The sequence below is a fragment of the Kitasatospora xanthocidica genome (assembly GCF_014656195.1).
GTDB lineage: Bacteria > Actinomycetota > Actinomycetes > Streptomycetales > Streptomycetaceae > Kitasatospora > Kitasatospora xanthocidica.
The window spans coordinates 736,426-762,126 of record NZ_BNBY01000001.1 but is presented as its reverse complement, the minus strand read 5'-3'; the positions used below and the strand labels follow the sequence as shown (position 1 = coordinate 762,126).

At 75.3% G+C, this 25,701-nt stretch carries 21 protein-coding genes, 1 tRNA gene and 1 riboswitch; of the genes, 14 read left to right on the top strand and 8 right to left on the bottom strand.

The window, feature by feature from the left end:
- Positions 1-56: 56 nt before the first annotated feature.
- The 3 genes from IE332_RS03385 to IE332_RS41750 form a co-directional block, all read right to left on the bottom strand.
- Positions 57-761 carry a DsbA family oxidoreductase gene (locus IE332_RS03385; protein WP_189913507.1) on the bottom strand — a complete coding sequence of 235 codons (705 nt, stop codon included), beginning with the start codon at positions 759-761 and terminating at the stop codon, positions 57-59.
- A gap of 95 nt (positions 762-856) precedes the next feature.
- Positions 857-1,378: a universal stress protein gene (locus tag IE332_RS03380; RefSeq protein ID WP_189913506.1), complete on the bottom strand. Its 522-nt coding sequence runs from the start codon at positions 1,376-1,378 to the stop codon at positions 857-859.
- Between the two features lie 326 nt (positions 1,379-1,704).
- Positions 1,705-3,873 (bottom strand): asparagine synthase-related protein, encoded by a 2,169-nt coding sequence (locus IE332_RS41750; RefSeq protein ID WP_268256518.1) that lies wholly within the window; start codon positions 3,871-3,873, stop codon positions 1,705-1,707.
- 770 nt (positions 3,874-4,643) lie between these two features.
- Between IE332_RS41750 and IE332_RS03370 the strand changes: the two genes are divergently transcribed.
- The 8 genes from IE332_RS03370 to IE332_RS03335 all read left to right on the top strand — a co-directional run bounded on the left by IE332_RS03370 (position 4,644) and on the right by IE332_RS03335 (position 14,848).
- Entirely contained in the window at positions 4,644-6,071 is a 1,428-nt protein-coding gene (locus tag IE332_RS03370) for an NsdA family TPR-like regulatory protein (RefSeq protein WP_189913505.1), read from the top strand.
- Between the two features lie 565 nt (positions 6,072-6,636).
- Positions 6,637-8,214: a TROVE domain-containing protein gene (locus IE332_RS03365; protein WP_189913504.1), complete on the top strand. Its 1,578-nt coding sequence runs from the start codon at positions 6,637-6,639 to the stop codon at positions 8,212-8,214.
- A gap of 170 nt (positions 8,215-8,384) precedes the next feature.
- A complete protein-coding gene (gene lhgD / locus IE332_RS03360) occupies positions 8,385-9,620 on the top strand; it encodes an L-2-hydroxyglutarate dehydrogenase (RefSeq protein ID WP_189913503.1) in 1,236 nt (411 codons plus the stop codon).
- A gap of 148 nt (positions 9,621-9,768) precedes the next feature.
- Positions 9,769-10,599: a tRNA (guanosine(46)-N7)-methyltransferase TrmB gene (gene trmB / locus IE332_RS03355; protein ID WP_229928244.1), complete on the top strand. Its 831-nt coding sequence runs from the start codon at positions 9,769-9,771 to the stop codon at positions 10,597-10,599.
- A 115-nt stretch (positions 10,600-10,714) separates the two neighbouring features.
- Complete coding sequence (locus IE332_RS03350; protein WP_189913502.1) at positions 10,715-12,070, top strand: PrsW family intramembrane metalloprotease; 1,356 nt, start codon at positions 10,715-10,717, stop codon at positions 12,068-12,070.
- Between the two features lie 97 nt (positions 12,071-12,167).
- Positions 12,168-12,241: transfer RNA gene (locus IE332_RS03345), tRNA-Met, on the top strand.
- A gap of 199 nt (positions 12,242-12,440) precedes the next feature.
- Positions 12,441-13,229, top strand: a complete 789-nt coding sequence (locus IE332_RS03340) for a hypothetical protein (RefSeq protein WP_189913501.1) — start codon at positions 12,441-12,443, stop codon at positions 13,227-13,229.
- A 482-nt stretch (positions 13,230-13,711) separates the two neighbouring features.
- Positions 13,712-14,848 carry a hypothetical protein gene (locus IE332_RS03335; protein WP_189913500.1) on the top strand — a complete coding sequence of 379 codons (1,137 nt, stop codon included), beginning with the start codon at positions 13,712-13,714 and terminating at the stop codon, positions 14,846-14,848.
- On the opposite strand, the gene IE332_RS03330 is transcribed toward IE332_RS03335, so the two are convergent.
- From IE332_RS03330 to IE332_RS03315, 4 genes are all read right to left on the bottom strand, one after another.
- The gene (locus tag IE332_RS03330; RefSeq protein WP_189913499.1) at positions 14,845-15,291 is read right to left on the bottom strand and encodes a GNAT family N-acetyltransferase; all 447 of its coding nucleotides are present in this window, start codon (positions 15,289-15,291) and stop codon (positions 14,845-14,847) included. The genes IE332_RS03335 and IE332_RS03330 overlap by 4 nt on opposite strands.
- A gap of 35 nt (positions 15,292-15,326) precedes the next feature.
- Positions 15,327-16,079: a class I SAM-dependent methyltransferase gene (locus tag IE332_RS03325; RefSeq protein ID WP_189913498.1), complete on the bottom strand. Its 753-nt coding sequence runs from the start codon at positions 16,077-16,079 to the stop codon at positions 15,327-15,329.
- 105 nt (positions 16,080-16,184) lie between these two features.
- Positions 16,185-16,925 (bottom strand): sensor domain-containing protein, encoded by a 741-nt coding sequence (locus IE332_RS03320; RefSeq protein WP_189913497.1) that lies wholly within the window; start codon positions 16,923-16,925, stop codon positions 16,185-16,187.
- A 113-nt stretch (positions 16,926-17,038) separates the two neighbouring features.
- Positions 17,039-17,671 carry a GNAT family N-acetyltransferase gene (locus tag IE332_RS03315; protein WP_189913496.1) on the bottom strand — a complete coding sequence of 211 codons (633 nt, stop codon included), beginning with the start codon at positions 17,669-17,671 and terminating at the stop codon, positions 17,039-17,041.
- A 42-nt stretch (positions 17,672-17,713) separates the two neighbouring features.
- Here IE332_RS03315 and IE332_RS03310 point away from each other — a divergent pair, with 42 nt between their 5' ends.
- Positions 17,714-18,643, top strand: a complete 930-nt coding sequence (locus IE332_RS03310; RefSeq protein ID WP_189913495.1) for a hypothetical protein — start codon at positions 17,714-17,716, stop codon at positions 18,641-18,643.
- Positions 18,644-18,735: 92 nt separating this feature from the next.
- Here the strand turns inward: IE332_RS03310 and IE332_RS03305 are convergent, their stop codons facing one another.
- Positions 18,736-19,569, bottom strand: coding sequence for a M23 family metallopeptidase (locus IE332_RS03305; protein WP_308437516.1), 834 nt, complete (start codon positions 19,567-19,569; stop codon positions 18,736-18,738).
- 12 nt (positions 19,570-19,581) lie between these two features.
- Positions 19,582-19,740: riboswitch (cyclic di-AMP (ydaO/yuaA leader) on the bottom strand.
- Positions 19,741-19,936: 196 nt separating this feature from the next.
- Between IE332_RS03305 and IE332_RS03300 the strand changes: the two genes are divergently transcribed.
- The 5 genes from IE332_RS03300 to IE332_RS03280 all read left to right on the top strand — a co-directional run bounded on the left by IE332_RS03300 (position 19,937) and on the right by IE332_RS03280 (position 25,684).
- On the top strand, positions 19,937-20,227 hold the full coding sequence (locus IE332_RS03300) for a YiaA/YiaB family inner membrane protein (protein WP_189913494.1): 291 nt from the start codon (positions 19,937-19,939) through the stop codon (positions 20,225-20,227).
- A 123-nt stretch (positions 20,228-20,350) separates the two neighbouring features.
- Positions 20,351-21,193: an alpha/beta fold hydrolase gene (locus IE332_RS03295; RefSeq protein ID WP_189913493.1), complete on the top strand. Its 843-nt coding sequence runs from the start codon at positions 20,351-20,353 to the stop codon at positions 21,191-21,193.
- A gap of 60 nt (positions 21,194-21,253) precedes the next feature.
- A complete protein-coding gene (locus tag IE332_RS03290) occupies positions 21,254-21,820 on the top strand; it encodes a TetR/AcrR family transcriptional regulator (protein WP_189913492.1) in 567 nt (188 codons plus the stop codon).
- 115 nt (positions 21,821-21,935) lie between these two features.
- The gene (locus IE332_RS03285; protein ID WP_189913491.1) at positions 21,936-24,236 is read left to right on the top strand and encodes a SpoIIE family protein phosphatase; all 2,301 of its coding nucleotides are present in this window, start codon (positions 21,936-21,938) and stop codon (positions 24,234-24,236) included.
- A gap of 233 nt (positions 24,237-24,469) precedes the next feature.
- The gene (locus IE332_RS03280; protein WP_229928268.1) at positions 24,470-25,684 is read left to right on the top strand and encodes an ATP-binding protein; all 1,215 of its coding nucleotides are present in this window, start codon (positions 24,470-24,472) and stop codon (positions 25,682-25,684) included.
- Positions 25,685-25,701: the final 17 nt, after the last annotated feature.

Below are 25,701 nucleotides of genomic sequence, written 5' to 3'. Positions count from 1 at the left end.
ACGGGCCTCGGGCGCCCGGACGGGGGTGCGTCCGGACCTGGGGGGGTGGGGCGGGCTCAGATGGCGCAGGAGCCGTCCGCGCAGGCCTCCCCGGCCGGGGCGACCTGCACCGGGACCGGCCGGCGCTCGCCGATCTCGGCGGCGACCTGGTCCAGCACCTTGCGGAACGTCCCGGCGTCCTGACCGCCCTGGACCGCCCACTTGCCCTCGAACACGAAGGTCGGCACCGCGCTGATGCCCAGCTCCCGGCCCTCGGCCAGCTGGGCGTTGACCTCGGCGGTGCCCTCGTCGCCCGCCAGGTAGGCGGTCACCCGCGCCCGGTCCAGGCCCGCCGAAACGGCGACGTCCGTCAGCGCGGCGCGGTCGCCGACGTCGACGCCGTCGGTGAAGTGCGCCTTCAGCAGCGCCTCCTTCAGCCGCCCCTGCGCGGCCGCGCCGTACTCGCTCTCGGCGAGGTGCAGCAGCCGGTGCCCCAGGAAGGTGTTGGCGTGCAGCGCCTCGTCGAAGTCGTACGTGATGCCCTCGGCCAGGCCCAGCTCGGCCACCCGGGCGTCCATCGCCACGGACTGCGGACCGTACCGCTCGGCCAGCCAGGCGCGGTGCGGGCTCGCCGTCTCCGGGGCGTCCGGGACCAGCTGGTACGGGCGGTAGACGACCTCGACCTGCTCCTTGCCCGGGAAGTCCGCGAGGGCCTGCTCGAAACGGCGCTTGCCGATGTAGCACCAGGGGCAGGCGATGTCGGACCAGATCTCGACCTTCATGCGGGGAACTCCAGGGGGCGTTTGTCGGGTGTGGACGAGATGGGTGAACGATGAACCAACTCGGTACATTCCCGACAACCCTCTGACCTGCCCGTTCAGCCCGCCACCGGCGCCGGCACCACCAGCACCGGGCAGGCCGCGTGGTGCACCACCGCCGAACTCACCGACCCCAGCAACAACCGGGCGAACCCGCCGTTGCCCCGGGTGCCGACCACCAGCGTGTGCTGCCGGGTCGCCGCCTCCAGCAGCACCTCGATCACATTGCCCAGCACCACGTGCAACGACAGCTCACCCGCGTACGGCACCGGACGCTGCCGCTGCACGGCCGTCACCGACCGGCGCAGCCCGTCCGCCGTGCTCTCGACCAGCGTCTCCACGCTCTCCTGCACCAGCTCCGCCATCCCCGGCGGATAGCCGGCCGGCGCCGGGTTCACCACGGCCAGCACGTACAGCGGCAGGCCGAACAGCTCCGCCTCCGTCATCGCCCGGTCCAGCGCCCACAACGACCCGTCCGACCCGTCGCACGCCGCCAGCACCCCCGCCGGCCGCCCCGTCGGCGGCCGCCCGAGCACCGACAGCACCACGGGCACCTCCCGCCCCGCGCTCCCACCGGCCACCGCACACCCTCCTCACCACCGACCCGCACCCCCGCCATCATGGCCCGCCCGGACGACACCGACCCCGCAACCGCGCCGAGAGGACGCGCCGGGCAGGGGGGAGGCCGAGGCCGGAGGGCGCCCGGCGGACGGGCGGGTCGAGCCGGGTGCTGGTGGGCCAGGGGTGAGGGCCGGGGGTGGTGGCCCTGGCAGCGCGGCGGCGGGCGTGGGCCGGCGGACGGGCGGTCAGGGGGTGAGGGCCCGGGGTTGACGGTGGGGCGGGCCGGTCCAGCAGGCGCCGGGCCGGGGGGAGGCCGAGGCCGGAGCGCGCCCGGCGGATGGGTGGGTCAGGGGGTGAGGGCTGGGGGTTGGCGGTGGGGGAGGCCGGTCCAGCAGGCGCCGTGGCGGCGGGCGCGGATGCGGCGGAGCCAGAGTTCGGTGGAGACGAGGTCGGCGAGGCCGGCGAGGGCGGCGGGGGAGAGCGGGGTAGCGGGGTCGGAGGCGTGGGCGAGGTCGGCGCGGAGGGTGGGGAGGTCGATGAGGCCGGCTTCGGCGAGGAGGGGGGCGTCGAAGAGTTCGGCGAGGCCGTCGGCAGCGAGGCGCAGGCCGGCACGGGCGGGGGCGGTGCGGTCGGGGCGGGGGCCGCGGCCCCAGTCGGGGGGCAGGTCGGTGCGGCCGGCGCCGGTGAGGACGGCGTGCAGGAGGGCGTGCCGGGCGCCGGGCTGGAGGCGGACGTCGTCGGGGAGCAGCCGGGCGGCGCGGACGACCTGGTTGTCGAGGAAGGGCGCGTGCAGCCGTTGGCCGGGCAGTTCGGCGGCGTGGACGAGCGTGCGGAAGGAGCGCGCCTGGCGGTAGAGGGCGTGCCGGGCGCGGCGGGCGCCGGGGTGTTCCTCGGGCGCCGGTTTGCGCGCCGCCAGGCGGAGCCGCAGGGCGACCGAGGAGAGCGCCTCGTCGGAGAGCCAGCGGGCGGCCGGGCCGGGCACGCACCAGGCGAGGTCGAGGGCGGAGCGGCTGCCGGCCGTTCCGCCGCCGTCCGGGACGTGGCGGGCGGTCAGTTTGGCCGCGGCGTCGTCCAGCGCCTCGGCGTAGCGGACCCGGGAGAGCCGGTGGGCGGCCCGGACCACGGTGATCGGGGTGCGCAGCGCGCCGGCCAGGACCCCGGCGACGGCCCGGTCGGCCCCGGCCAGCGCGGCGACCGGGGGCAGGAGTTCGCGCGGGCGGCCGGCCCGGATGAGGTCGGCGAGCCGCGCCGGGTGGCCGTCCAGGACCTGGCGGGCGCCGTAGCCGGTGAGGTGGTCGGTGCCGCCGGCGTCGAAGCGGGCCTCGGCGCGGGCGGCGGCGACGAGTTCGGGCCCGGGCTCGTCGGTGAGCCGGCCGGCCTGCGGGTCGGTGCGCAGGCCGGCGTACGGGAGGGTGTCGGGGCCGGGGTCGAGCACGGTGTGCCGCAGCCGCGGGGTGTCGGGGGTGAGCGCGAGGGTGGCCGGGGGCTCGGTCTCGCCGAGCGTGACGGCGGCCAGTTGCTCGGGGGCGGCGGGCTCCTGGACGGCCGTGCGGGCCCAGGAGCCCTTGACCGCGCCGTTCCTGGCCCCGGCGGTGCCGGTGACCGCGGCCCCGGGGGCGGTGGTGGCGGCCGCGGACACCGGCGGCAGCGGTACGGCGGCGGCGAGCAGGGCGACGGTGGCGGAGGCCGTGCCGTACGAGAGGTCGACGCCGAGCCGGGCCCGCCCGGCGGGGCCGGGGGCCGGCGTGGTGGTGCGGACCCGGGAGCGGACGGACTCCAGCAGGGCGCGGGTGAGTTCGCGGACGGCGGGCGCCTCGTCGCGGGGCTGTTCGGCGCCGGCCGGGTCGTCGTAGGAGGACAGGTAGGGGCGGCCGCCGCGGATGCCGAGCACCTGGCCGGGCGGGACCTGCTGGACGCCCAGGTACGGGGTGCCGGTGCCGAGCGCCTCGGGGGACTCGGGGCAGGCGAGGCGGGCGGCGAGGTGGCCGGTGTCCAGGGCGGCGCCGACCAGGTCGGCCAGTGGGAGGGCCGCGGTGGCGTACGCGGTGCCGCCGCCCCAAGGGGTGTGGAAGACGGGCAGGGCGCCGGCGAGGTCGGTGAGCAGCAGGGTGGAGCGGGTGCCGGAGCGCAGCACGACGGTGTAGCTGCCGGGCCAGGCGGTCAGGTGGCGGACGGCGCCGCCGCGGGCGGCGGCGAGGCCGGCGGCGAGCTCGGCGTCGGTGGCCCCGCAGTGGCCGAGGACGGCGAGCCGGGTGGTGGCGGGGGTGTCCTCGACCGGGTCGGGCGTGGTGGGGCCGGTGCTGACCGCGGCGGGGGCGCCGGGACGGAGGGTGACCAGGCGGATCTCCTCGGGGCGCCAGTCGCCGACGGCCCAGAGCGGGTCGGGGCCGGTCCAGAGGGCGCGGGCGGCGATCGGTGCGACGGTGGCGGGCGGCTCGTGGGCGGGGGTGCCCGCCCTGGACGCGCCCGCGCCCGTCCTGGAGGCGCCCGTGCACCAGCCCGTCAGCCACCGCATCGCGCCTCCACCGGACGAGGACCTGCACCCGGGCGGCACGTTCGCCGCCGGGCGGGCGGCGAGGCGGGGTGTGCCGTGGCGGCCCGCGCGCGCGTCCGGACGTGCCCCCGCAGCTCGACGCGCCGTCAGGAGACATCGTGCCACCGCTGGGCGCCGCTGTGGCCGGTGTTGCGGGTTCCGCTTCGGCGGGCGACCCGCGAGTGAGTGGGCGACCCCCCGAGTACCTGCCGGAGCCGGACGGTGCCGACCGGTGCCCGACAAGGCCGGGCGGGCCGGGCCGGGGAGCGGGGTGGACCGGGCGGGCCGGGCCTTCCCCTCCCCGGCCCGGACCGCCCGCGGGCCGCCTTTGGCATGGGCATCGCGAGATGGCCGAAAGGCGTCGCCCAGCCCGGGAGGGCATCCGCATGCCCTCCCGGACTTCACCGTCGCCCGCGGGGATTGAGGCGGCGGCTTCCCCCGGCCCGCCGGGTCCTCGACGGCGGGCCGACCCACGACCACCAGCGAATCGCCGACCAGCCGGTCGGGCCAGGGGGCACGGCCGGGCGCACGTGAACACGGGACCGGAGCACGACGCTCCGGCGCGCGGCATGATCGGCCGGATCCGAGCGGTCCGGACCAACTCCGGTGCGGCGCAGCCGAGTGCGCGATCCCGCCATCCGGAATGCGACCTCTTAACCGTCGGAACGCGTCCGACTACTCTAGGTACAGCAGCTACGGCCCGGTGCCGCCCGGGCCCCGCGCACAAGGCCGCAGGAGGTGCCGCCGCCACCATGACCGTCAGCCCACGCGGACCGAACGAACGGCTCGGCACGCTCCTGACCCTCGCCCAGATCAGCAACGCCGGACTGGCCCGCCGGGTCAACGACCTCGGCGCCCAACGCGGGCTGACCCTGCGGTACGACAAGACCTCGGTGGCCCGTTGGGTCAGCAAGGGCATGGTCCCGCAGGGGCCCGTCCCGCACCTGATCGCCACCGCGATCGGCGGCAAGCTCGGCCGGCCCGTCCCGCTGGAGGAGATCGGCCTGGGCGACACCGACCCGGCGCCCGAACTCGGCCTGGCCTTCCCGCGCGACGTCTCCGAGGCCGTCCGCTCCGCCACCGACCTGTGGCGGGTCGACCTCGACCTGCGCCGCGGCCCCGGTGGCGGCCGGTGGAGCGACAGCCTGGCCGGCACCTTCTCGGTCGCCGCCTACGCGACGCCGGTCTCCCGCTGGCTGATCGCCCCGGCGGACGGCTCGGTGGCCCGCGAGGTGCCGCTCTCCCCCACCGACACGTCCTCCTACCGGGTCGGCCACTCGGACGCCGCCAAGCTCCGCGAGGCCGCCCAGGAGGCCCGCCGCTGGGACTCCAAGTACGGTGGCGGGGACTGGCGTTCGTCGATGGTGCCGGAGTGCCTTCGGGTCGAGGCGGCGCCGCTGCTGCTGGCCTCGTACAGCGACGCCGTCGGCCGGGCGCTGTTCGGCGCGACGGCCGAACTGACCCGTCTGGCCGGGTGGATGGCCTTCGACACCGGGCAGCACGAGGCCGCCCAGCGGTACTACATCCAGGCCCTGCGGCTCGCCCGGGCCGCCGCCGACGTGCCGCTCGGCGGCTACGTGCTGGCGTCGATGAGCCTGCAGGCCGGCTACCGGGGCTTCGCCGAGGAGGCGGTCGACCTCGCGCAGGCCGCCCTGGAGCGCAACCGGGGCCTGGCCACCGCCCGCACCATGAGCTTCTTCCACCTCGTGGAGGCCCGGGCCCAGGCCAAGGCCCGCAACGCGGCGGCGTGCGCGACGGCGCTCGGCGCGGCGGAGAGCGCACTCGAACGAGCGCGCGCCGGGGACCCCGATCCGGCGTGGATCGACTTCTACGCCTACGACCGGCTCGCCGCCGACGCCGCCGAGTGCTTCCGCGACCTCGGAGTGCCCTCCAAGGTCCGGCAGTTCACCCGCGAGGCGCTCGCCAAGCCCACCGAGGGCTTCGTCCGCTCGCACGGCCTGCGGCTGGTGGTCTCGGCGATGGCCGAGGCGGAGGCGGGCAACCTGGACGCCGCGGTCGCCGCCGGCGAACGCGCCGTCGAGGTGGCCGGCCGGATCTCCTCGCAGCGCAGCCGGGAGTACGTGGTCGAGATGCTGCGGCGCCTGGAGCCCTTCCAGGGCGAGCGCCGGGTCCGGGAACTGGCCGAACGGGCCCGGGCGGTGATCGTCGCCCCGGCGTGAGCGGCGGGGCCGACGCGGCCTGACGGTAAATGAGGTGCACCCGCGAGAGCGGCCTGGCTATGGTCTCTCTCGTCCAGGTGCGCAGGCAGAGGTTACTTCCACTTCCAATGGGCAGGTCGCGGGTTCGAATCCCGTCACCGGTTTCGGACCGGTGTAGCTCAGTGGCCAGAGCAGCTTCGTCACCTCAGCCGCCTTCGACCTCTGGACACCCATACCTGAATAGTTTTTCCGCACCTCCCGGTGCGACGGCAGCGGTTACTTCTGGTAGACGCCGGTTCTCCGGCGTAGCGGTTCGAGCCCGCGAAACACCGCCGCCGGCATGATCTCGGGAGGCAGTGCGCTTCGGAGTGCCCGGTGCGCAGGCGGGGGTTACTTCGGATCTTGGGGTTCCGGGTTCAAATCCCGGACGGACGCACGCGAGTGCGGCCGGTAGCTCAATCCGGTAGAGCACAAGGCATATACCTCCGCCGACGTCGGCCGTCCCACGGCCGGCACGATCTCGGGCACCCCTCACCGCGGCACGCCTCCCTCCCACTGACACCAACAGGCCGAGGGGGGCTGTCGCATGTCCAGGTTCAACGTCCGCAAGGCCAAGACGGGTCCGAGTTCGCCGGTGACCACGACCGGGCAGCTCACCCGCAACCACAACGGTGGCGTCGGCCACGTCCGGGACGCCAAGTCCGAGCTGTTCCTGCTCGCCGTGGCCAACATGGTCGGCAAGGACACCTTCTACGAGCGCGGCGGCGACCGCGACGACCGCTACACCGCGCTGGTGCGCGGACTCGCCGTCACCGAGCCCGAGTGGACCCTCGGTCTGCTGCGCTGGCTGCGCCACGACGCCCAGATGCGCACCGCGGCCCTGGTCGGCGCCGCCGAGTTCACCCGCGCCCGGCTGGACGCGGGGGTCCACGGCCACTCCCGGCAGGCCGTCGCGGCGGTGCTGCGGCGCGCCGACGAGCCCGGCGAGCTCCTCGCCTACTGGACCTCGCGCTACGGCCGGGCGCTGCCCAAGCCGCTCAAGCGGGGTGTCGCCGATGCCGTCCGCCGCCTCTACGACGCCCGCTCGCTGCTCAAGTACGACACCGCGAGCAAGGGCTACCGCTTCGGCGACGTGATCGAGCTGACGCACCCCTCGCCGGACCCGGACAAGCCGTGGCAGGGCGCGCTGTTCGCGTACGCGCTGGACCGCCGGCACCGGCCGGAGGAGGCCGTCCCGCCCGCGGCGGACCGGCTGCTGACCGCCAACCGCGAGCTGCTCGCGCTGCCCGTCGAGGACCGCCGGGCGGCCGTGACCGCCGAGGGCGGCGCCGAGCGGCTGGCCGCCGCCGGGCTGACCTGGGAGGCGCTGGCCGGCTGGCTGCAGGGCCCGCTGGACGCGCCGGTCTGGGAGGCGGTCATCCCGTCGATGGGGCCGATGGCGCTGGTGCGCAACCTCCGCAACTTCGACCGGGCCGGGGTCGGCGACCGGGTCGCGGCCGAGGTGGCCCGGCGGATCTCCGACCCGGTCGAGGTACGGCGCTCGCGCCAGTTCCCGTTCCGCTACCTGTCCGCGTACCGGCACGCGCCCTCGCTGCGCTGGGGCCACGCCCTGGAGACCGCGCTCGGCCACTCGCTGGCCAACGTGCCGGAACTGCCCGGGCGCACGCTGATCCTGGTGGACCGCTCCGGCTCGATGTTCGACCGCGCCGGCGGCCCGACCGAGCTCAACCGGGCCGACTCGGCGGCGATCTTCGGCACCGCGCTGAAGGTCCGCGCCGCCCGGGCGGACCTGGTCGAGTTCGGCACCACCAGCCGGGTGATCGAGGTCGGCCGGGGCGAGTCGGTGCTGCGGGTGCTGGAGCGCTACTCCAGCCTCGGCGGCACCAACACCGCCGACGCGGTCCGCACCCACTACCGCGGCCACGACCGGGTGGTGATCGTCACCGACGAGCAGACCGGCCCGAACCGCTGGGGCGGCGACCCGCTCGCCACCGTCCCGGCCCAGGTCCCGGTCTACACCTGGAACCTGGCCGGCTACGCCCCGGCGCACGGCCCCAGCGGCGGTGCCCACCGCCACACCTTCGGCGGCCTGAGCGACGCGGCCTTCCGCCTCGTCCCCCTCCTGGAGGCCGGGGCGGACGCCCGCTGGCCCTGGGAGGAGTAGGGAGCTCCGGGGGCGGGCGAGCGGTCGGGAAGGGGTCCACGGGGGTGGTCCCTTCCCGGCCGTTCCGCCGTTCCGGGGCCGGCGGCACGCACTCTCGACCCGGCCGGGAGGCCGTGGCAGCATCGGCGGGAGCGAGGACGGGCACGGCCGGGCGAGGCGAGGAGCGGGCGGTGGCGGACGAGTTCGACGTGCTGGTGGTGGGCGGCGGGATCGTCGGGCTGGCCACGGCGTACGCGCTGACCCGGGCCCGGCCCGGGGTGCGGGTCGCGCTGCTGGAGAAGGAGGCCGGCTTCGCGGCGCACCAGACCGGGCGCAACAGCGGGGTGATCCACAGCGGCGTCTACTACCGCCCCGGTTCGTACAAGGCCCGGTACGCCGTCGCGGGCGCCGCCGAGCTGGTGGAGTTCTGCCGCGAGCACGGCGTCCCGTACGAGGTGACCGGCAAGCTGATCGTGGCCACCGGCGCGGCCGAGCTGCCCCGGCTGGCGGCGCTGGCGGAGCGGGGGCGGGCGAACGGCATCCCGGTGACCGAGCTGAACCGGGCCGGGATCGCCGAGTACGAGCCGGAGGTGACCGGTCTGGCCGGCCTGCACGTCGGCACCACCGGCATCTGCGACTTCCCCGCCGTCGCCGCGACCTACGCCCGGCTGGCCCGGGAGGCCGGCGCCGAGCTGCGGACCGGCAGCGAGGTACGGACGGTGGCACGGCGCCGGGACGGGGTGACGGTGGGCACCGCCGCCGGCGAGCTGCGCTGCCGGGTGCTGGTGAACTGCGCCGGGCTGCACAGCGACCGGATCGCCCGGCTGGCCGGGGACGAGACCGGGGTGCGGATCGTGCCGTTCCGCGGCGAGTACTACGAACTGACCGAGAAGCGACGGGACTTGGTGCGCGGCCTGGTCTACCCGGTGCCCGACCCGGCCTTCCCCTTCCTCGGCGTGCACCTCACCCGGGGCATCCACGGCGACGTCCACGTCGGCCCGAACGCGGTGCCCGCGCTGGCCCGCGAGGGGTACGACTGGCGCACCGTGCGCCCGCGCGACCTGGCCGGGACGCTGGCCTTCCCCGGCACCTGGCGGATCGCCCGCCGGCACTGGCGGTACGAGCTGGGCGAGCTGCACCGCTCGCTCTCCAAGCGGGCGTTCACCACGGCCGTACGGCGACTGCTGCCCGCCGTCTCCGCCGAGGACCTGGTGCCGGCCACCGCCGGGGTGCGGGCCCAGGCGGTGGCCCGGGACGGCTCGCTGCTGGACGACTTCGCCTTCGCCGGCTTCGACCCGGAGGACCCGCGCTCCCCGCGCCGCGCGGTGCACGTGCTGAACGCCCCCTCCCCCGCCGCGACGGCCTCGTTGCCGATCGGCCGGGAGGTGGCCCGCCGGGCCCTGGCCGCGCTGGAGGCGGGCGGGTGACCGGCCGCCCAGGACGCGACGCGGGTGGGGCGACGGACGCGGCGCGGGTGGGGCGACGGACGCGGCCGGTCGCGCCCGCGGGGCCCTGGATGAGCCCCGTCACACACCCCCGCAGGCGCCCCGCGCGGCCCCGTAGACTCGGGTGATTGTGACTGCCACCGCCCCGATCCCCCAGCCTTCGCCGTCCGCCCGGCTGTCCGCCGCGCCGGCCGCCTACCCCGCGCCGATGTACCCGCACAAGGCCACCGAGGCCCAGCACCGGGAGCGCCGGATCCGCAGCTTCCAGCCGCGCCGGGGCCGGATGACCAACGCCCAGGCGAGCGCGCTGGACCGGAGCTGGGAGACGTACGGGATCCCCATCGACGGCACCCCGCTCGACCTCGGGGAGCTGTTCGACGGGCTGCCGGTGACCCTGGAGATCGGCTTCGGCATGGGCGAGACCACCGCCGCGATGGCCGCCGCCGACCCGGCCATGGGCATCCTCGCCGCCGACGTGCACACCCCGGGCCACGGCAACCTGCTCGGCCTGCTGGAGCGGGACGGCTCCGGCAACGTCCGGACGGCGGCCGGTGACGCGATCATCCTGCTGCGCGACATGCTGCCGGACGCCTCGCTGGCCGGACTGCGGGTCTACTTCGCCGACCCGTGGCCCAAGCCCAAGCACCACAAGCGCCGGCTGGTCCAGTCCTCCTTCCTCGACCTGGTGCTGCCCCGGCTCGCCCCCGGCGCGCTGGTGCACTGCGCCACCGACTGGGAGCCGTACGCGGAGCAGATGCTGGAGGTGCTGTCCGCCGCTCCGGAGCTGGAGAACCTGCACCCCGAGGGTGACGGGACCGGCTGGCTGGAGCCCGCGGACCACCCGGACGGCAGCGTCCCCGGTTACGCCCCGCGACCGGACTGGCGGCCGGTGACCAAGTTCGAACGGGCCGGGATCGCCAAGGGCCACGTCGTCCACGACCTGCTGTTCCGCCGCCGCTGACCCACCGGCCGCCGTTCGAACGGCGGCCGCGCGGTGACCGTCCCGGTGCGCCCCGAACGGCCGGTTCGTCCCGAGTCCTCCCGGTGGACGGCCGCTGTGGCCTACCCTGTGCCGCATGGGCAGCCCGTCCGGCGGCGGGCCCCGGCCGACCGCTCGGACGACTGTTCGGACGGTTCCTCAGGCCGCCGCCGACGCACCGGAGACGGTCCCGCGCACCGGCGACACCCGGACCATCCCGGGGCCCCGGAAGCGCCGGATCCACCGCCTGCTGCCCCGGCCGGGCGGTCCGTCACGGCCGTCCGCCACCGGCTCCCCCGCCGTCCCGGTGCCAGCAGGTGCCCCGCCGGGCCGGGGCCGGGGCCGCTCGATGGCGCTCTCCTCGGTCACCGCGACCGTCGTCCTGACCCTGATCGGCTGCGGGACGCTGATCCTGCACCTGGTCCAGCGGCAGACCGGCACCGCCGGGCTGCTGGTCGGCCTGGGCCTGGCGATGGTGCCGCTGCCGTTCGTGCTCGGCGCCCTGGCCTGGCTCAACCTCACCGCCCGGGTGCCGCTGCGGCACACCCTGTTCTGCCTCACCTGGGGCGCCTGCGCGGCCACCAGCATCGCCATCGTCGCCAACAACTGGACGACCAGTTACCTGACCAGGCACCGGGGCCCGTTCGGCGGCCTGCTGGGCACCGGGATCGCCACCCCGGCGATCGAGGAACTCGCCAAAGCCACCGCCCTGCTGGTGCTGCTGCTGCCGTTCGGCCAACGGCTGCGCTGCCACGGCCGCCGCACCGGGCGCCCCTGCGCGCCGCTGCTGCACCGGGCGCCCGCGCCCCGGCGCCCCCGCCCGTACCAGCGCCGCCCGGTCGGGCCGCACGCCCGGGGCCGGCTGCGGCTGCGCCCCTACCTGCGGCCGCTGCCCTACCTCTGCCCGGCCCCGCCGTCCGGCGGCGGGCCGCACCGCCGCTCCCGGCCGCGCACCCTGGCCGCCGGGGTGGTGCTGGGCGGGATGACCGCGTGCGGCTTCGCCTTCACCGAGAACGCCCTCTACCTGGGCCGGGCCTTCACCAGCGACCAGCGGCAGCGGCTGGACAGCATCGGCCTCGGCGACCCGCCCAGCCTGCGCGACTTCGACAGCACCGTGCAGACCTTCGTGCTGCGCGCCCTGCTCTCGCCCTTCGCCCACCCGCTGTTCACCGCGCTCACCGGCATCGGCCTGGCCGTCACCCTGACCACCGGGCGGCGCTGGCTGGCCCGGCTGGCCGCACCGGCCGGACTGCTGCTGGCGATGGTGCTGCACGGCACCTGGAACGCCGCCGCCGACCTCGGCACGGACGGCTTCCTGGTGGTGTACGGGGTGCTGATGGTGCCCTGCTTCGTCGCGCTGGTCTGCTTCGCGGCCTGGGCGAGAGCCCGTTCGGCCCGGCACCGGGTCCGGGGCGGCCGGGGCGCCGCCGGGCACTCCGCCGGGGCGGCCTGAAACGCTCGGAAAAGCGCTCGGCAGGGCAGCCCGGCAGGGGCCCCTGGAGAACCGATTTCCCATCTCGGCGACTTCCACGTATTGTTGTGTTCACCGACGCGGGGTGGAGCAGCTCGGTAGCTCGCTGGGCTCATAACCCAGAGGTCGCAGGTTCAAATCCTGTCCCCGCTACTCAGTAGCCGAAAGGCCCGGAGGATTCGTCCTCCGGGCCTTTCGCATTTCCGGGAACGCGGAGAGCACGGTCCTGCCACGAAGCTGTAACGGCGGCCGATCGGGAGATCCGGTGTCCGAAGCCTGACCGATACTTCCTGAGGAAAAATTCATCCATGTGGGGGCGGCCCGTGGCCTCCCCCGGGACAGGAAGCACCACATGCTCTCGAAGCGCCTGGTCAGCACCGCCGCGATCTGCCTCCTCCTGGCAGCCGGCACCGCCGCTTGCGGTGACAACAAGAGCGACGCCAAGGGCGGCGCCACCAAGGCCGCCGCGCCGCAGAAGCTCGACACCGACAAGCTGAGCGCGCAGGACATCGAGAAGCAGGCCAAGGACGCCCTGGCCGGCGCCACCGCCCTCAAGATCAGCGGCAACATGGCCGACGAGGACGGCAAGATGGAGATCAACCTGGCCCTGGACAACAAGAGCCAGTGCACCGGCACGATGGCGATGCCCGGCATGGGCAAGTTCGAGATCATCAGCGACGGCAAGACCTCGTACGTCAAGCCGGACAAGGACTTCTGGACCAACCTCGGCGGCCCGAACGGCGCCAAGGCGGCCGAGCTGTTCAAGGGCCGCTACCTGACCGGCTTCGACAGCGACCCGGAGATGAAGTCCCTCTCCAGCGTCTGCAACCTGGCCGAGTTCAGCAAGAAGATCACCGAGGACGACGGCAAGGACGGCAAGGTCGAGAAGGGCTCCGCCGGCAACGTCAACGGTGTGAAGACCTTCAGCCTCAAGGCCACCGACTCCAAGGGCGAGGTGTCGACCATCCACGTCGCCACCGAGGGCAAGCCCTACCCGGTCCGGATCGAGCACGCCGGCGCCAAGGGCAGCGACGGCCAGATCGACTTCTCCGACTTCGACAAGCCGCTGACCATCCAGGCCCCCTCGGCCGACAACGTCATCGACTTCACCAAGTTCAAGGACCAGTTCAAGACCGCCTGAGCGGCTCCGCCGGCCTCCGACGGGGGCCGCGAATAATCCGTTGCCCTCCCTCCGGTGGGCTGCCTACAGTGGCAGCACACTGAAAGGAGGTGATCCTGAGTTGAGTTCCATCAGGATGTGTGAGGTGGCTGCTCGCTAGAGCGCCCCTGCCTGCGCAGGGTGAGGCCCTTGGCCTCCGGCAGGCGAAATCCACAGCAGTCACCCGGCCCGCGGGCTCACCGGATCATCCCCGGTGCCTCGGCGCCTGGCCAGTGCACGGGCCGGCGCGGAGGAGCAGCCCGCGGGCCGTCTGCGTTTTCCGGGACGGGCCGCTCGCGTGACGGGCCGCTCGTGTGACGGGCCGCTCGTGTGACGGGCTGTTCCTGTGACGGGCGCCCCCGTGTCGTAGCCGGGGCGGGCCCGGAACGTTTCCGAGGCGGGGCCGCGGCGCTAGAGTCGGCGCGGGTTCCGGAGCGGAGCGGCGCGGGCACAGGGGGTAGGCGATGGCGAAGGCGCGGCGGCCGGGCGGCGGTTCGACGCTGCGGACGGCGCAGTGGGGTGCCACCGGCGTACTGGCCGGGACGGGACTGACCGGACTGCTGCTGTTCGCGCTCGGCCGGGACGAGACCTGGCAGGCGCTCGGCGGCGGCCTGGTGGTGGCCGGGGCCTCGACGGTGCTCGGCGGCGGCCTGGGCTTCCTGTTCGGGGTGCCCCGGGTGCGCGGCGGCTCGGACGAGCCGCAGGGCTCGTACGCGCCCAACACCAACCTGGAGCAGGTCTCGGACTGGCTCACCAAGGTGCTGCTGGGCGTCGGGCTCACCCAGCTCGGCTCACTCGGCACACGGCTGCACGACCTCGGGGCGGCGCTCGCGCCCGTGCTCGGCGGGGGCGACGCGGCGGTGCCGTTCGCGGCGGCCCTGGTCCTCTACTTCCTGGTCCTCGGCTTCCTGGCCGGCTGGCTGGTGACCAGGCTCGCGCTGCCCCGGGCGCTGAACGACGCCGACCGGGCCCTGGACCTGTTCCTCGCCGGGCAGGACCGCGACCGGCACGGCGACAAGGTGGGCGCCGACGACCTGCGGGTCCGCGCCATGCAGCAACTCGGCCTGCTGGGCGGCAGCGCCGAGCACCCCGCCGCGCTGGCCGGGCAGCTGCCGCCCGCCTCGGGCTCCCCGGCCGGGCCGGAGGGCGTGGTGGCCGAGGTCCGCTCGACCGCGCGGCGCTCGGCACTGACCGCCGACCAGGTGCGGGACCTCTTCGCGGACGGCTCCGAGGGCCGGCGGATCCAGGCGCTCGCGCTGATGCAGGGCGACCCGTCGCTGGCGGACCTGGACAGCGTGCTGGACGCGATCACGCAGCCGCGCTCGGGCTTCGAGCAGTACCACGCGCTGCTGGCCGCCCGGGGGCTGCTCTCCCGGCTGCCGGCCGCCGGGGCGCAGCGGCTGCGGGACGCGGTGGCGACCCAGCTGGTCGATCCGCGCGGCATCCCGTACGGGTCGGACCGCGCCTGGCTGGCCGAGAAGATCCTGTCCCGGCTGCAGGTGACGGCCTTCGTGCCGGCGCAGTCCGCCGCGGCTGGCTCTCCGGCCGCACCGGCCGCACCGGCCGCGAGCACTCCGTCCACGGCCGACGGTGACTCCTAGACGGTGAAGCGCAGTTCGGGCTGCTCCCAGGGGGTCTTGGGCTGCGGTGGCCGGGTTCCGGTGCGTTCGGCGCCCACCCGCAGGTAGAAGCGCTCGGCGGGCGGGTGCGACACGACCTTGACCGAGGCGATCCCGGCCGCCCGGGCGCGGTCGAGCATGTCGTCGATCAACCGCCGTCCGATGCCCAGCCCCTGGGCATCGTCGGCGACGAACATCAGGTCCAGCTCGGCCGGTTCGCGGATCAGCGCGTAGAAGCCGAGCAGACGGTCGTCGGCCTCGGCCACGGCCATCCGGACCTCGTGCCGCGCGAGGTAGTCGGGTCTCACCCGGTAGCCGTCGATCATCGCGGAGTACGCGCCGCGGTAGGCGCCGGAGGCCTGGATCAGCTCGGTGAGCCGGTCGGCGTCGGCCGCTTCGGCACGCCGGATCGTCGTCTCGGTCATGCGGTGAGTATAGGAGTGAAACCCGATACTGACCATTACATAAAATGAGCCTCCGCCCGTCGGCGGCGGTCGGCGGCCCGCAGTACCAGGACCCGGCGGGTGCGGCCGTCCCCGGCCCGGTGGAAGCGGTGGACCTCGCTGGCTATCCGGCGCTCGCCGAGCGCGTACCGCAGCCGGTCGAGGTGGTCGCAGCGGCGCCCCCAGCCGTCGCACAGCGGCTGGACGCGGACCTCCCCGTCCGGGGCGGTGACCCGGACCAGCTCGGCCAGGGCGGCCAACTGGTGCTCCGGGCCGAAGAGTTCTGGGTAGGCGAAGAGCAGGTAGCCGCTCAGGGTGAGGGCGAAGGCGCCGTCCGCGAAGGGCAGCCGGGGCAGCGCCGCCGCCACGTACCGCTGCGGGTGCGCGGCCGAGTCGGCGGCGAACAGCTCGCGGGCGCGGTCCCAGCTGCGCAGGTAGCGCCCGGGCCGGTCGGGCCGGTCGACGCGGGGGGCGGGGTAGAGGTGCGGGCGGGCGGCCATCGCGGCGGCCATCGCCGCCCGGGCGGCCCGGGCGCGGTCCGCGACCACCGGCAACGGCAGCGCGTACGCCGGGTCGGCGGCGACCACCCGGCAGCCCAGCTCCCGCGCCTCGGCGGCCAGGCCGGCCGCGCCGCCGGGGCAGTCCAGCAGCGGTCCGGGCAGGGCGGCGAGCCGGGCCCGGGTGAGGTCGAACAGGGCGCAGTACTCGTCCAGCGGACGGGAGGTGACCAGGACGTCCGGGGGATCGGGGGGAATGCCGGTGGCGGCCACCCGGTCATCCGAACACGGGTCGGCCCCGTCCGCACTCGGAGCGCGGACGGGGCCGATGGGAGTGCCGGTGGGACCGGCGGAGTCGGTCGGGCCGGTGGGGTCGGTTCAGCGGCCGAGCAGGCCCTGGGCGGCGGCCCGGTTGACGTTGGTCAGGCCCCGGACCAGCTGCGCGCTGACGAACACCAGCACCACCCCGAGCAGCGAGAACCCGGCGATCTGCCACGCGCCCTCGATGTCGTAGACGTGCCGGACGTGGTGGCTGTCGGTGTAGTCGAACACCCGGTACCCGTGCCAGTCGGTGTAGGTCGGGAAGACCCAGTGGTAGGCCGGGTAGAACACCATCGCCCAGCCGAGCACCAGGAACACCAGCGTCATGGTGAAGCTGAAGATCGCCCAGGGGAACATCACCACCTGGTGCAGCGCGGCCTTCCAGCCCGCCCCGTCCGCCAGCCGCGCGGTGATCGCGCCCCAGCTGCCCGGACGGACCTGGCGCACCGGCTTCGGGCCGGGGACGTCCAGGGCCAGCATGCCGCGCGCCCGGGCCCGCTCCAGCCGGCCGAAGCCGCGGCCGGCGGTGGTCAGGCCGGCCAGCACGGGCAGGCCCAGGACGGTGACGAAGGTGCCGAGGCCCAGGCAGAACAGGGTGATCGCCACGGTGAAGCCGGCGATCGCCACCGGCAGGCCGCTGAGCACGTAGCCGATCTCGCGGTAGTAGTGCGCGGAGAACGGTGCCCGCCAGAAGGCCGGCGGCTGCTCGGTGCGGTGCGCCCGGTCGCGGTGCGGGTCGTCGCCGTGACCGCCCAGGACGTCCCACTCCTGGTCCAGCGTGCTTCGGCTGCTGCTCATGTCCCGGCCCCCGGCCCTTCGTTCCGACTGTCGTGCGCGTTCCCTGACGACGTCCAGTCTGGTCGAACCGCAGGTTGCGGGGGATCCGGAGGCCTGGCGGATCGGGGGTGGGGTTAACCCCCGCTCCCCGGCTCCCGCCCTCGGCCGCCGTCCCCGTGCCCGTTCCCGTGCCACCGGCCGTCCGGGCCCGGCCACTCGTCGGCGAGCAGCGCGTAGTGGTACGAGTCGGACCAGACGCCGTCCTTGAACTGGTCGTGCCGCGCCCGCCCCTCCAGCCGGAACCCCAGCTTGGCCAGCACCCTGGCGGAGGCGGCGTTGTCCACGTCGACCCGGGCCGCCAGCCGGTGCAGGTCCAGGGTGCGGAAGGCGAAGTCGCAGAGCAGGGCGGTGATCTCGCCCGCGTAGCCGTGGCCCCAGTGGTCGCGGGCGAGGACGTAGCCGAGGTCGGCGGCTCGGTGCGTGCCGAGGGTGAGCGAGGCGAGCCCGATCGGCGGCGCGTCCTGCGGGTCCCGCGCGTCGTCGAGCCTGGTCACGGCGAGCCGGTAGGTGTCCCGCTCCTCGGCCATCGCCTGCTCCAGGTAGAGCTCGATCTGGTCGGCGCAGGACTCGCGGTCGCGCGGCCCGAACGGCAGGTAGCGGGTGACCTCCGGGTCGCCGAACAGCGCGTGCAGCGCGTCCACGTCGCCCTCGGTGTGGTGGTACTCGCGCATGGCCAGCCGGGGGCCGGTGAGTCGTACGGGGACCATGGCTGCCGACCCTACCGGCCCCTGGCGACTACCGTTCGGACCATGAACGACGAAGACCTGCGGCTCGCCCCGCGCACCAGGGCCGCCGACCTGCTCGCCTGGGCGGCCGAGCAGGGCCGCACGCCGGTGGCCCAGGAGCCGCTGCGCGCGGTGCTGGCGCTGCTGGAGCTGGGCGAGGGCAGGATGCACGACGGCTGGCCCGAACTGACCTCCGGCGCGGTGGAGCACCTGCTGTACGAACGGCTCCACCTGTACGTCCAACCCGCGCCCGAAGAGGACCCGCTCGCGTACGGCGACGCCGTCCGGCTGCTGGTCGACCACCAGCGGGCGGCCCGCCGGCTCAACGCCAAGCGCCAGGAGCGGCTGCACGCGGAGGCCGAGTGGCAGGGCGAGCTCGCGGCCGGGCTGCTGCGCCGCGCCGACCTGATCACCTGGCCCCGGCTTTACGCGGTGCTGCTGCACGCGCACGGGGTGGACGTCGCGGACGCGGCGGCGGTGCGGGACTGGCTGGCCGGCTTCGCCGGACTCGCCGAGGAGGACCGGCTGGCCGCCTTCGAGGCGCTGGCACCGGCCGGCTGGCTGGACGAGCCCGACGAGCTGGGCTGGGGCCCCGGCCGGGTGCTGTCGGTCGGCATGGCCACGGACGGCGCGCGCCGGCTGCTGGAGCAGGGGCTGATGCGGCGCAGCTACCGCAACCTGGCCGAGCTGACCGCGCTCGGGCGGCCGATGCCGGACGAACTGGCCGGGGACTTCGGGCAGTTCGAGGAGGCGGCGGTCGACGCGGCGCTCGACCTGTTCGGCGAGTGGACGGTGCCGGGGCTGCCGCGGCTGCTGGTCGAGGAGTTCCCGGGGCTGGCGCCGGAGCCGGGCCCGGAGGAGATCGAGGCGTACCTGGCGCAGCTGCCCGCGGAGGACGACGGGACGGCGCCGGCCGCGGAGGACGACGGGACGGAACCGCCCGCGGAGGGCTGAGGACGACCGCGAAGAGCCCCCGGCCGCCGCATCGACTGGCTCGCGGTGGCCGGGGGCTCTTCGGGTGTCCGTTACGGGTTCTCGGGTGTCCGTTACGGGTTGAGGCCGCGCTGCTGGAGCCAGGGCTCCGGGTCGACCGGGGCGCCGCCGCCGGGGCGGACCTCCAGGTGCAGGTGCGGGCCGGTGACGTTGCCGGTCGCCCCGACCTTGCCGATCTGCTGGCCGGAGGTGACCTTGCCGGAGCCCTTGATGATCGAGGAGAGGTGGCAGTACCAGATCTCGGTGCCGTCGGGCAGGGTCTCGACGATCCGGTAGCCGTACGAGCCGGACCAGCCGGCCGAGGTGATGGTGCCCTGGCCGAGCGCGAGCACCGGGGTGCCGGTGTCGGCGGCGAAGTCCAGGCCGGTGTGCAGGTTGGCCCAGTAGCGGGCGCTCTGGCCGTAGTGGGCGGAGAGCCGGTAGTCCTGCACCGGGAGGGTGAGCGCGGCGGCGCGCTTGGCCTCGGCCTCCTCGGCGGCGCGCTTGGCCTCCGCCTCCTTGGCGGCGGCCTTGGCCTCGGCCTCCTGCGCGGCCTGCACCCGGGCGCCCTCCTCGGCGGCGGTGCGCTGGCTGTCGGCCTGCTGCTGGATGCGGGCGGCGAGCGCGAGGCCGGGGTCGGCGGCGAGGGCGACCGGAGCGTCGTCCGGGGCCTCGATGGCGGGGGCGGCGGCCGGGGTGGCCGAGGCGAAACCGGTGGCGCCCAGGGTGGCGGCGACGGCGGTGACGCCGAGCAGCGGGGAGGCTCCGCGCGTCTGACGCGGCATCCGGTGGCGGTTGGTGTCGGCCTCGGGGCCGAAGGCCTCAAGCCCGTCCGCACCGGGGTGGTCGAGGAGCCGGGTACCGGCTGCGGGGCCGGCCGGGTGTGCCGGGGTGTGCGTCGACGCCACGGAGGCGCGCTCCTTTCCTTCCTTCGCGCCTACCGGGTTAGCTGACGGGTTCGGAGCAGGAAGGTCTCCTACGGCCGGGCCGGAGCCCCGCCGATTCACCCCAAGGAACGTGGTTCCCCGGCTCCCTGACCTGCCCGGAGGCCGGCCGGCGGGATTAGGCGACGGCGCACGGTGCCGTCTGGGTACGGCGTTGACGACCGCGCTGCGTTATCAAACGTTAATCCTAGGACGCTCCGATTCCAAGCCATCCGTCCTCGACCACCCCGGAGCAGGTGATCGGACGTCAACGAACGACCCCTCATCCGAGCACCCCATCTGAGTACTCCTACTCATGTGCGGCCCGACCCGGCGGCCGCATCCTGACGCCATGAGCGCACCGATGCAGAACCGCACGACGGCCGCCTACTACATCCAGGCCGTCCTCTCCTTCGCCCTGTCGGGCGTCTCCCTCGCCGTCGGGATCGCCTACCTGCCGGTCGGCGGGTGGACCCGGGCGTTCCTCGGGATCGGCCTCCTCTACACCGTCACCTCCGCGTTCACCCTGGCGAAGGTGATCCGGGACCGGCACGAGTCGAACGAGATCGTCAGCCGGGTCGACCAGGCCCGGCTGGAGAAGCTGCTCGCCGAGCACGACCCGTTCCGGGTCGAGGGCACCTGAACCCCCTCCCCGCTTCCACCCCGTCTCCGCCCGGGCCCTTGACGGCTAAGGCTATTAGCCTTAGCTTTATGGCTATCGGCAGCACCGCCGAGACCCCGCAGCGGCGGACCGAGGAGGCCCACCATGAACGCCACCAGCACCCCGGACACCCAGTACCTGACCGTCCCCGGCGGCCGCATCGCCTACGACGACACCCGGCAGGGCGAGGACGTCGCCGGCGACGGCACCCCCGTCGTCCTGCTCCCCGGAATGCTCGACAGCCGCACCGCGTACCGGCACCTGCGCCCGCTGCTCGTCGCCGCCGGCCACCGCGTCATCACCATGGACCTGCGCGGCTTCGGCGAGTCCTCCATCGCCTGGGACGACTACGGCCCCGCCGCCCTCGCCGACGACGTCCTCGCCCTGCTCGACCACCTCGGCATCCGGCGCGCCGTCCTCGCCGGGAACTCGTACACCGGCGCCACCGTCGTCAAGGTCGCCGGGGACGCACCCGACCGGGTCGCCGGGATCGTCCTCATCGACGCCTTCGTCGAGAACCCGCCGCCCGGCGCCCTGATGCGCGGCGTGCTCGGCCTGATGGGCGTGGCACTCGTCCACTGGCCCGCCTTCTGGGGCTTCTACCTGCGCCGGATGGCCTTCCCCGGCGCCAAGCCCGCCGACTTCGACGCGTACGTGAACGGGCTCGTCGCCGCCCTGCGCACCCCCGGCCGCAAGACCGCCACCCGCGGCTACGCCACCGGGGACTCCTCGCCCGCCGGCTGGACCGCCGCCGTCCGCTGCCCGGCGCTCGTCGTCATGGGCAGCAAGGACCCCGACTTCCCGAAGCCCGAACTCGTCGCCGACCGGCAGGTCGCGGCACTGGGCGCGCGGAAGGCGATGATCGAAGGGTCCGGGCACTACCCGATGGCCGACAACCCGCAGGCCACCGCGGACGCCCTGCTGCCCTTCCTCGCCGAACTCGCCTGACCGCCGCCCGGCCCCGCGCCGCGCGCCCGGCCCCGCCCGCTTCCGTACGGAGACCGAACCATGCCCCGCGTAGGACTGACCCCCGACCAGGTCGTCGACCACGCCCTCGCCCTCATCGACGAACAGGGCGCCGAAGCCCTCACCCTGGCCGCCGTCGCCGCCCGGGCCGGAGTCGCCACCCCCTCCCTCTACAAGCACGTCAGCGGCGGCCTCGCCGAACTGCGGCGGCTCATCGCCGTCCGGGTCACCGAGGAGCTCGCCGACCGCCTCGCGGACGCCGCGGTCGGCCGCAGCGGGGACGACGCCGTCGCCGCCGTGCTGCGCGGCTACCACGCGTACGCCACCGAACGCCCGCACCGCTACAACGCCCTCCCCCAGGCCCCGCAGCCCGACGACGACCTGGCCCGGGCCGCCACCCGGCTCGTCGGCGTGATCATCGCCGTCCTGCGGGAGTACGGACTCGACGGCTCCGAGGCCGTCCACGCCGCCCGCCTGGTCCGCTCCCTCGCGCACGGCTTCGCCTCCCTCACCACCGCCGGCGCCTTCCAGCTCGCCGAGGACCTCACCACCACCCAGGACCGCCTCATCACCACCCTCACCACCGGCCTCCGCAGCTGGCCCGTCTGACGGGCCCGGCAGCGGGAGCCGGCCCCGCCGCGGGGTGCGGCCGGGGGTGACGGTGGTGCCGGTGGGGCGGTTCGGTCCGCAGTCACCGTCCGGGGAAATGGGGTATTAAGAATCAGTGCCCCCCTCCGAGGACGAGAACCGGACACCGGACCACGACCGGACACCGGACCAGAGCCGGACACCGCTCAGCAGTCCGACCACCCGCGGTGCGATGCGCTGCGTGCGCCTGCTGCTCGGCTGCACCAGCGCCGCCGAGCTGCTGGGCACCGTCCTGGCCGAGGGGCCGAGCTGGATCACCGGCGAGGGTTCGGCGCTCTACCTGCTGGATTCCGCCGGGATGCTCCGGCTGACCGCCTCGCACGGGCTGCCGGACTGGGCGCACGAGCGCTACGGCGTGGTCGATCCGGCCGGTGAGCTGCCCGCCGCGATGGCGCTGCGGCTGCGCCGCCCGTACCTGCTGAGCCCGGAGCACACCAGCCTCGACTACCCGAACCGGAACGCCGGCATGGGCACCGGGATGGTCGCCGTGATCACCCTGCCGATGGTCGTGGACGGGCGGCCGGTGGGGGTGCTCGCGCTGGCGCTGGCCCACCGGGGGACCGTGCCGCGGCGGGACCTGGACGTCCTGGAGACGGTCGCCGACGCCTGCGCGCACCGGCTCGCCCACCTGCTGGACCACGCGGACGCCCGGCTGCCGCGGGACGCCCGGTCGCCGTACGGCGTCCGGACGGCCGGTGGCCCGGCGTCGGAGGGCGTGGACGGCCGGCCCGCCGGGCTGGCGCACCCGCTGCTCTCGCTCGCGGTGCGGGCCGCCGGGCACGGGGCCTTCGAGCGGGACCTGGTCACCGGGGAGAGCTACTGGGACGCCGAGGCGTTCCGGGTGGCCGGGCGGCCGGTCGCCCCGGACGGCGCCGCCCCCGAGCTGGACCGGCTGGTCCACCCCGAGGACCTGCCGGACGTGCAGGCGGCGCTGGCCGAGGCGCTGGCCGCCGGCGGGCGCTACCGGATCGGCTACCGGGTGCTGCGCCACGGCGGCGGGGTCGCGCGGGTGGAGGAGTCCGGCGAGGTGATGCTGGACGTGCACGGGCGGCCGGTGCGGATCGCGGGGCTGCTCGCGGACGCCGGCCACCGGGCGCGGCGGCCGGACGGTGCGGGGAGCCCGCCGGGGGACGGGGGTCGTACGCCCGCCACCGCCCGGACGGCGCTGCTGCTGGCGCTCACCCGGGCGCTGTCGCGGGCGGTGACCGTCCGGGACGTCACGACCGCGGTCACCGATGTCGTCCGCCCGGCCCTCGGCGCGGCCGGCATCGTCCTGGACCTGGTGGAGGAGGGCCGGCTGCTGCCCGTCTCGCACACCGTGTACGGGGGGCCGCGCCGCACCGAGCTCACCCGGCTGGCGGACCTGTCCGAGGACGTGATGCAGCGGTCGCTGACGCGTTCGGCCCCGCTGTTCAGCGAGCCGTCCGCCGCCCGGGCCCGGCGCGATCCGCTCGCCCCGGCGGCCTGGGCGGTGCTGCCGCTGGTCGCCTCCGGGCAGCAGGTCGGCTCCTGCCTGATCACCTTCACGGCCGAGCGGGCGTTCAGCCGTGAGGACCGCACCCTGTACTCGGCGTTCGCCGGGATCCTGGCGCAGTCCCTGGAGCGGGCCCGGCTGTACGACACCCACCACCACCGGGCGACGGAGCTGCAGCGGGCGATGCTGCCGCGCACCCTGCCGCGGCTGCCGGGGATCGCGAGCGCGGCCCGCTACCTGCCGAGCACCGAGGGCATGCAGATCGGCGGTGACTGGTACGACCTGCTGCGGCTGCCGGACGGCCGGATCGGGCTGGTGATCGGTGACGTCCAGGGCCACAACGCCGAGGCGACCGCGGTGATGGGCCAGCTGCGCAGCGGGCTGCGGGCGTACGCGACGGACGGGCACGACCCGGCCGCGACGCTGACCCGCACCAGCCGGCTGCTGGCCGAGCTGGACACCGAGCTGTTCGCGACCTGCCTCTACCTGACCCTGGACCCGGCCGAGGGCGTGCTGACGGCGGCCCGGGCGGGGCACCCGGCGCCGGTGCGGATCACGGCGGGCGCCCGGGCGGTGGAGCTGGACCTGCCGGGCGGGCCGCCGCTGGGCGTGGACCCGGAGCAGCCGTACCCGCTGGCGGTGGACCGGCTGGCGGTCGACGAGACGCTGCTGGCCTACACCGACGGGCTGGTCGAGGACCGCGAGGAGGACTACGACGAGTCGGTGCAGCGGATGCTCGGCGGGCTGGAGCTGTGGGCCCGGCAGACCGGGCCGGGGCAGATCGGGCCGGCGCCCGCGCTGGAGCGGCTGGCGGACCTGCTGACCCTGAACGTGACCGAGCGGCGGTCGCGGCCGGACGACGTGGCGCTGCTGCTCCTGCACCGGATGTCGCCACTTCCGTAACACCTTGCGCACACGTCTCACACATGTCGAGGTGGGATCCGGCCATCAGGTGTGCCCGAACCCTGGAACCACCGGCCGGGCGACGGCGATCCGAACCCCTGCCAGGTGCGGTGATCGAGGGCGAACGAGTCCGGATTGAGGCCGGATTGACTGGATATTGACGAGATCCGGTCACCTGGCGAGATCCGTTCACACCTTCGTAGGATCATCACCCTAGAATTCGCGGCGTGACGATGACTCAGTGGTCCGTAACGGCAACCGGCGTACTCGCCGTCCTCGCCCTCGTGGCCGCCGCGCGGTACCGCGCCGTGTCCGTCACCCAACGCCGCCGGGCCGACGGCCTCCAGCGCGAGCTGCACCTCGCGGGCGAGCGGATCCTGCACGAACAGAGCCGCCGCGGCGCCGAACTCGCCGCCGTCCAGCAGGAACAGGAGCTCACCGCCTCCACCCAGCGGGCCTTCCTCAGCGTCGCCCGCCGGATCCTGGTGATGGCCCACGACCAGCAGGCGCTGCTGGACGAGATGGAACGCACCCACGACGACCCGGCGCTGCTGGAAGGCCTGCTCAAGGCCGACCACGCGGCGGCCCAACAGGCCCGGCTGGCCCAGACCCTGGCCGTGCTGTGCGGCGCGCGGGCCGGGAGGCACTGGCCGGAGCCGGTCACCCTGGAGGACGTCGTCCGCGGCGCCCAGTCGCGCATCCTGCCGTTCCAGCGGGTGGTCGTCCGCAGCCGGATCGAGACCGCGGTGGTCGGCGCCGCCGCCGAGGCGCTGATCCACGCGATCGCCGAACTGCTGGACAACGCCACCCGCTACTCCCCGCCCAGCACCCAGGTCTTCGTCACCCTGATGCCGGTGCACAACGGCGCCGTCATCGAGATCGACGACGGCGGCGTCGGCATGCCCGAGCAGGCCGTCGCCAAGGCCGCCTCCGCACTCGCCGGCGGCAGCAGCCTGGAGGTCTCCCGGCTGGGCGAGGTCCCGCAGCTGGGCCTGGCCGCCGTCGGCCGGCTCGCCGAGCAGTACGGCTTCCGGGTCACCCTCAGCTCGGCGCCCTCACCGTACGGCGGTGTGCGCGTGGTCGTCCTGCTGCCGAACGCGCTGCTCACCGAGCCGCTGCCGCCCACCGTCCCCGGCCTCGGGCCCGACGACCGGGCGTTCACCCCCGATCCCCGGCCGGTCTCCCCCGCCGGTCACCCCCTGGTGGAGACCCCGCCACCCGGCCCGGCCCCGGTCAGCGGCACCACCCCGCCGCCGCTGCCCCGCCGCAGCCACCGGCGCGACCGCGCCGACCGCCCCGCCCAGCACGCCGCTCCCCCGCCGCAGCCCGTCCCGCCGTACCGCTCGGCCCAGGACGCGCAGGCGTTCATGGCGATGTTCCAGGCCGGGACCGCCAGTGGCCGGTCGGCCGCCCGGGCCCGCACCCAGACGCCGCCCGGCACCCCTTGACGCCTCCCCCTCGCCTC

Bases quoted from the DNA above. Each gene is read 5' to 3' on its own strand.
- IE332_RS03385 (WP_189913507.1), bottom strand. From the start codon at position 761: ATGAAGGTCGAGATCTGGTCCGACATCGCCTGCCCCTGGTGCTACATC.
- IE332_RS41750 (WP_268256518.1), bottom strand. From the start codon at position 3,873: ATGCGGTGGCTGACGGGCTGGTGCACGGGCGCCTCCAGGACGGGCGCG.
- IE332_RS03370 (WP_189913505.1), top strand. From the start codon at position 4,644: ATGACCGTCAGCCCACGCGGACCGAACGAACGGCTCGGCACGCTCCTG.
- IE332_RS03365 (WP_189913504.1), top strand. From the start codon at position 6,637: ATGTCCAGGTTCAACGTCCGCAAGGCCAAGACGGGTCCGAGTTCGCCG.
- IE332_RS03350 (WP_189913502.1), top strand. From the start codon at position 10,715: ATGGGCAGCCCGTCCGGCGGCGGGCCCCGGCCGACCGCTCGGACGACT.
- IE332_RS03340 (WP_189913501.1), top strand. From the start codon at position 12,441: ATGCTCTCGAAGCGCCTGGTCAGCACCGCCGCGATCTGCCTCCTCCTG.
- IE332_RS03335 (WP_189913500.1), top strand. From the start codon at position 13,712: ATGGCGAAGGCGCGGCGGCCGGGCGGCGGTTCGACGCTGCGGACGGCG.
- IE332_RS03330 (WP_189913499.1), bottom strand. From the start codon at position 15,291: ATGACCGAGACGACGATCCGGCGTGCCGAAGCGGCCGACGCCGACCGG.
- IE332_RS03320 (WP_189913497.1), bottom strand. From the start codon at position 16,925: ATGAGCAGCAGCCGAAGCACGCTGGACCAGGAGTGGGACGTCCTGGGC.
- IE332_RS03315 (WP_189913496.1), bottom strand. From the start codon at position 17,671: ATGGTCCCCGTACGACTCACCGGCCCCCGGCTGGCCATGCGCGAGTAC.
- IE332_RS03310 (WP_189913495.1), top strand. From the start codon at position 17,714: ATGAACGACGAAGACCTGCGGCTCGCCCCGCGCACCAGGGCCGCCGAC.
- IE332_RS03300 (WP_189913494.1), top strand. From the start codon at position 19,937: ATGAGCGCACCGATGCAGAACCGCACGACGGCCGCCTACTACATCCAG.
- IE332_RS03295 (WP_189913493.1), top strand. From the start codon at position 20,351: ATGAACGCCACCAGCACCCCGGACACCCAGTACCTGACCGTCCCCGGC.
- IE332_RS03290 (WP_189913492.1), top strand. From the start codon at position 21,254: ATGCCCCGCGTAGGACTGACCCCCGACCAGGTCGTCGACCACGCCCTC.
- IE332_RS03280 (WP_229928268.1), top strand. From the start codon at position 24,470: ATGACTCAGTGGTCCGTAACGGCAACCGGCGTACTCGCCGTCCTCGCC.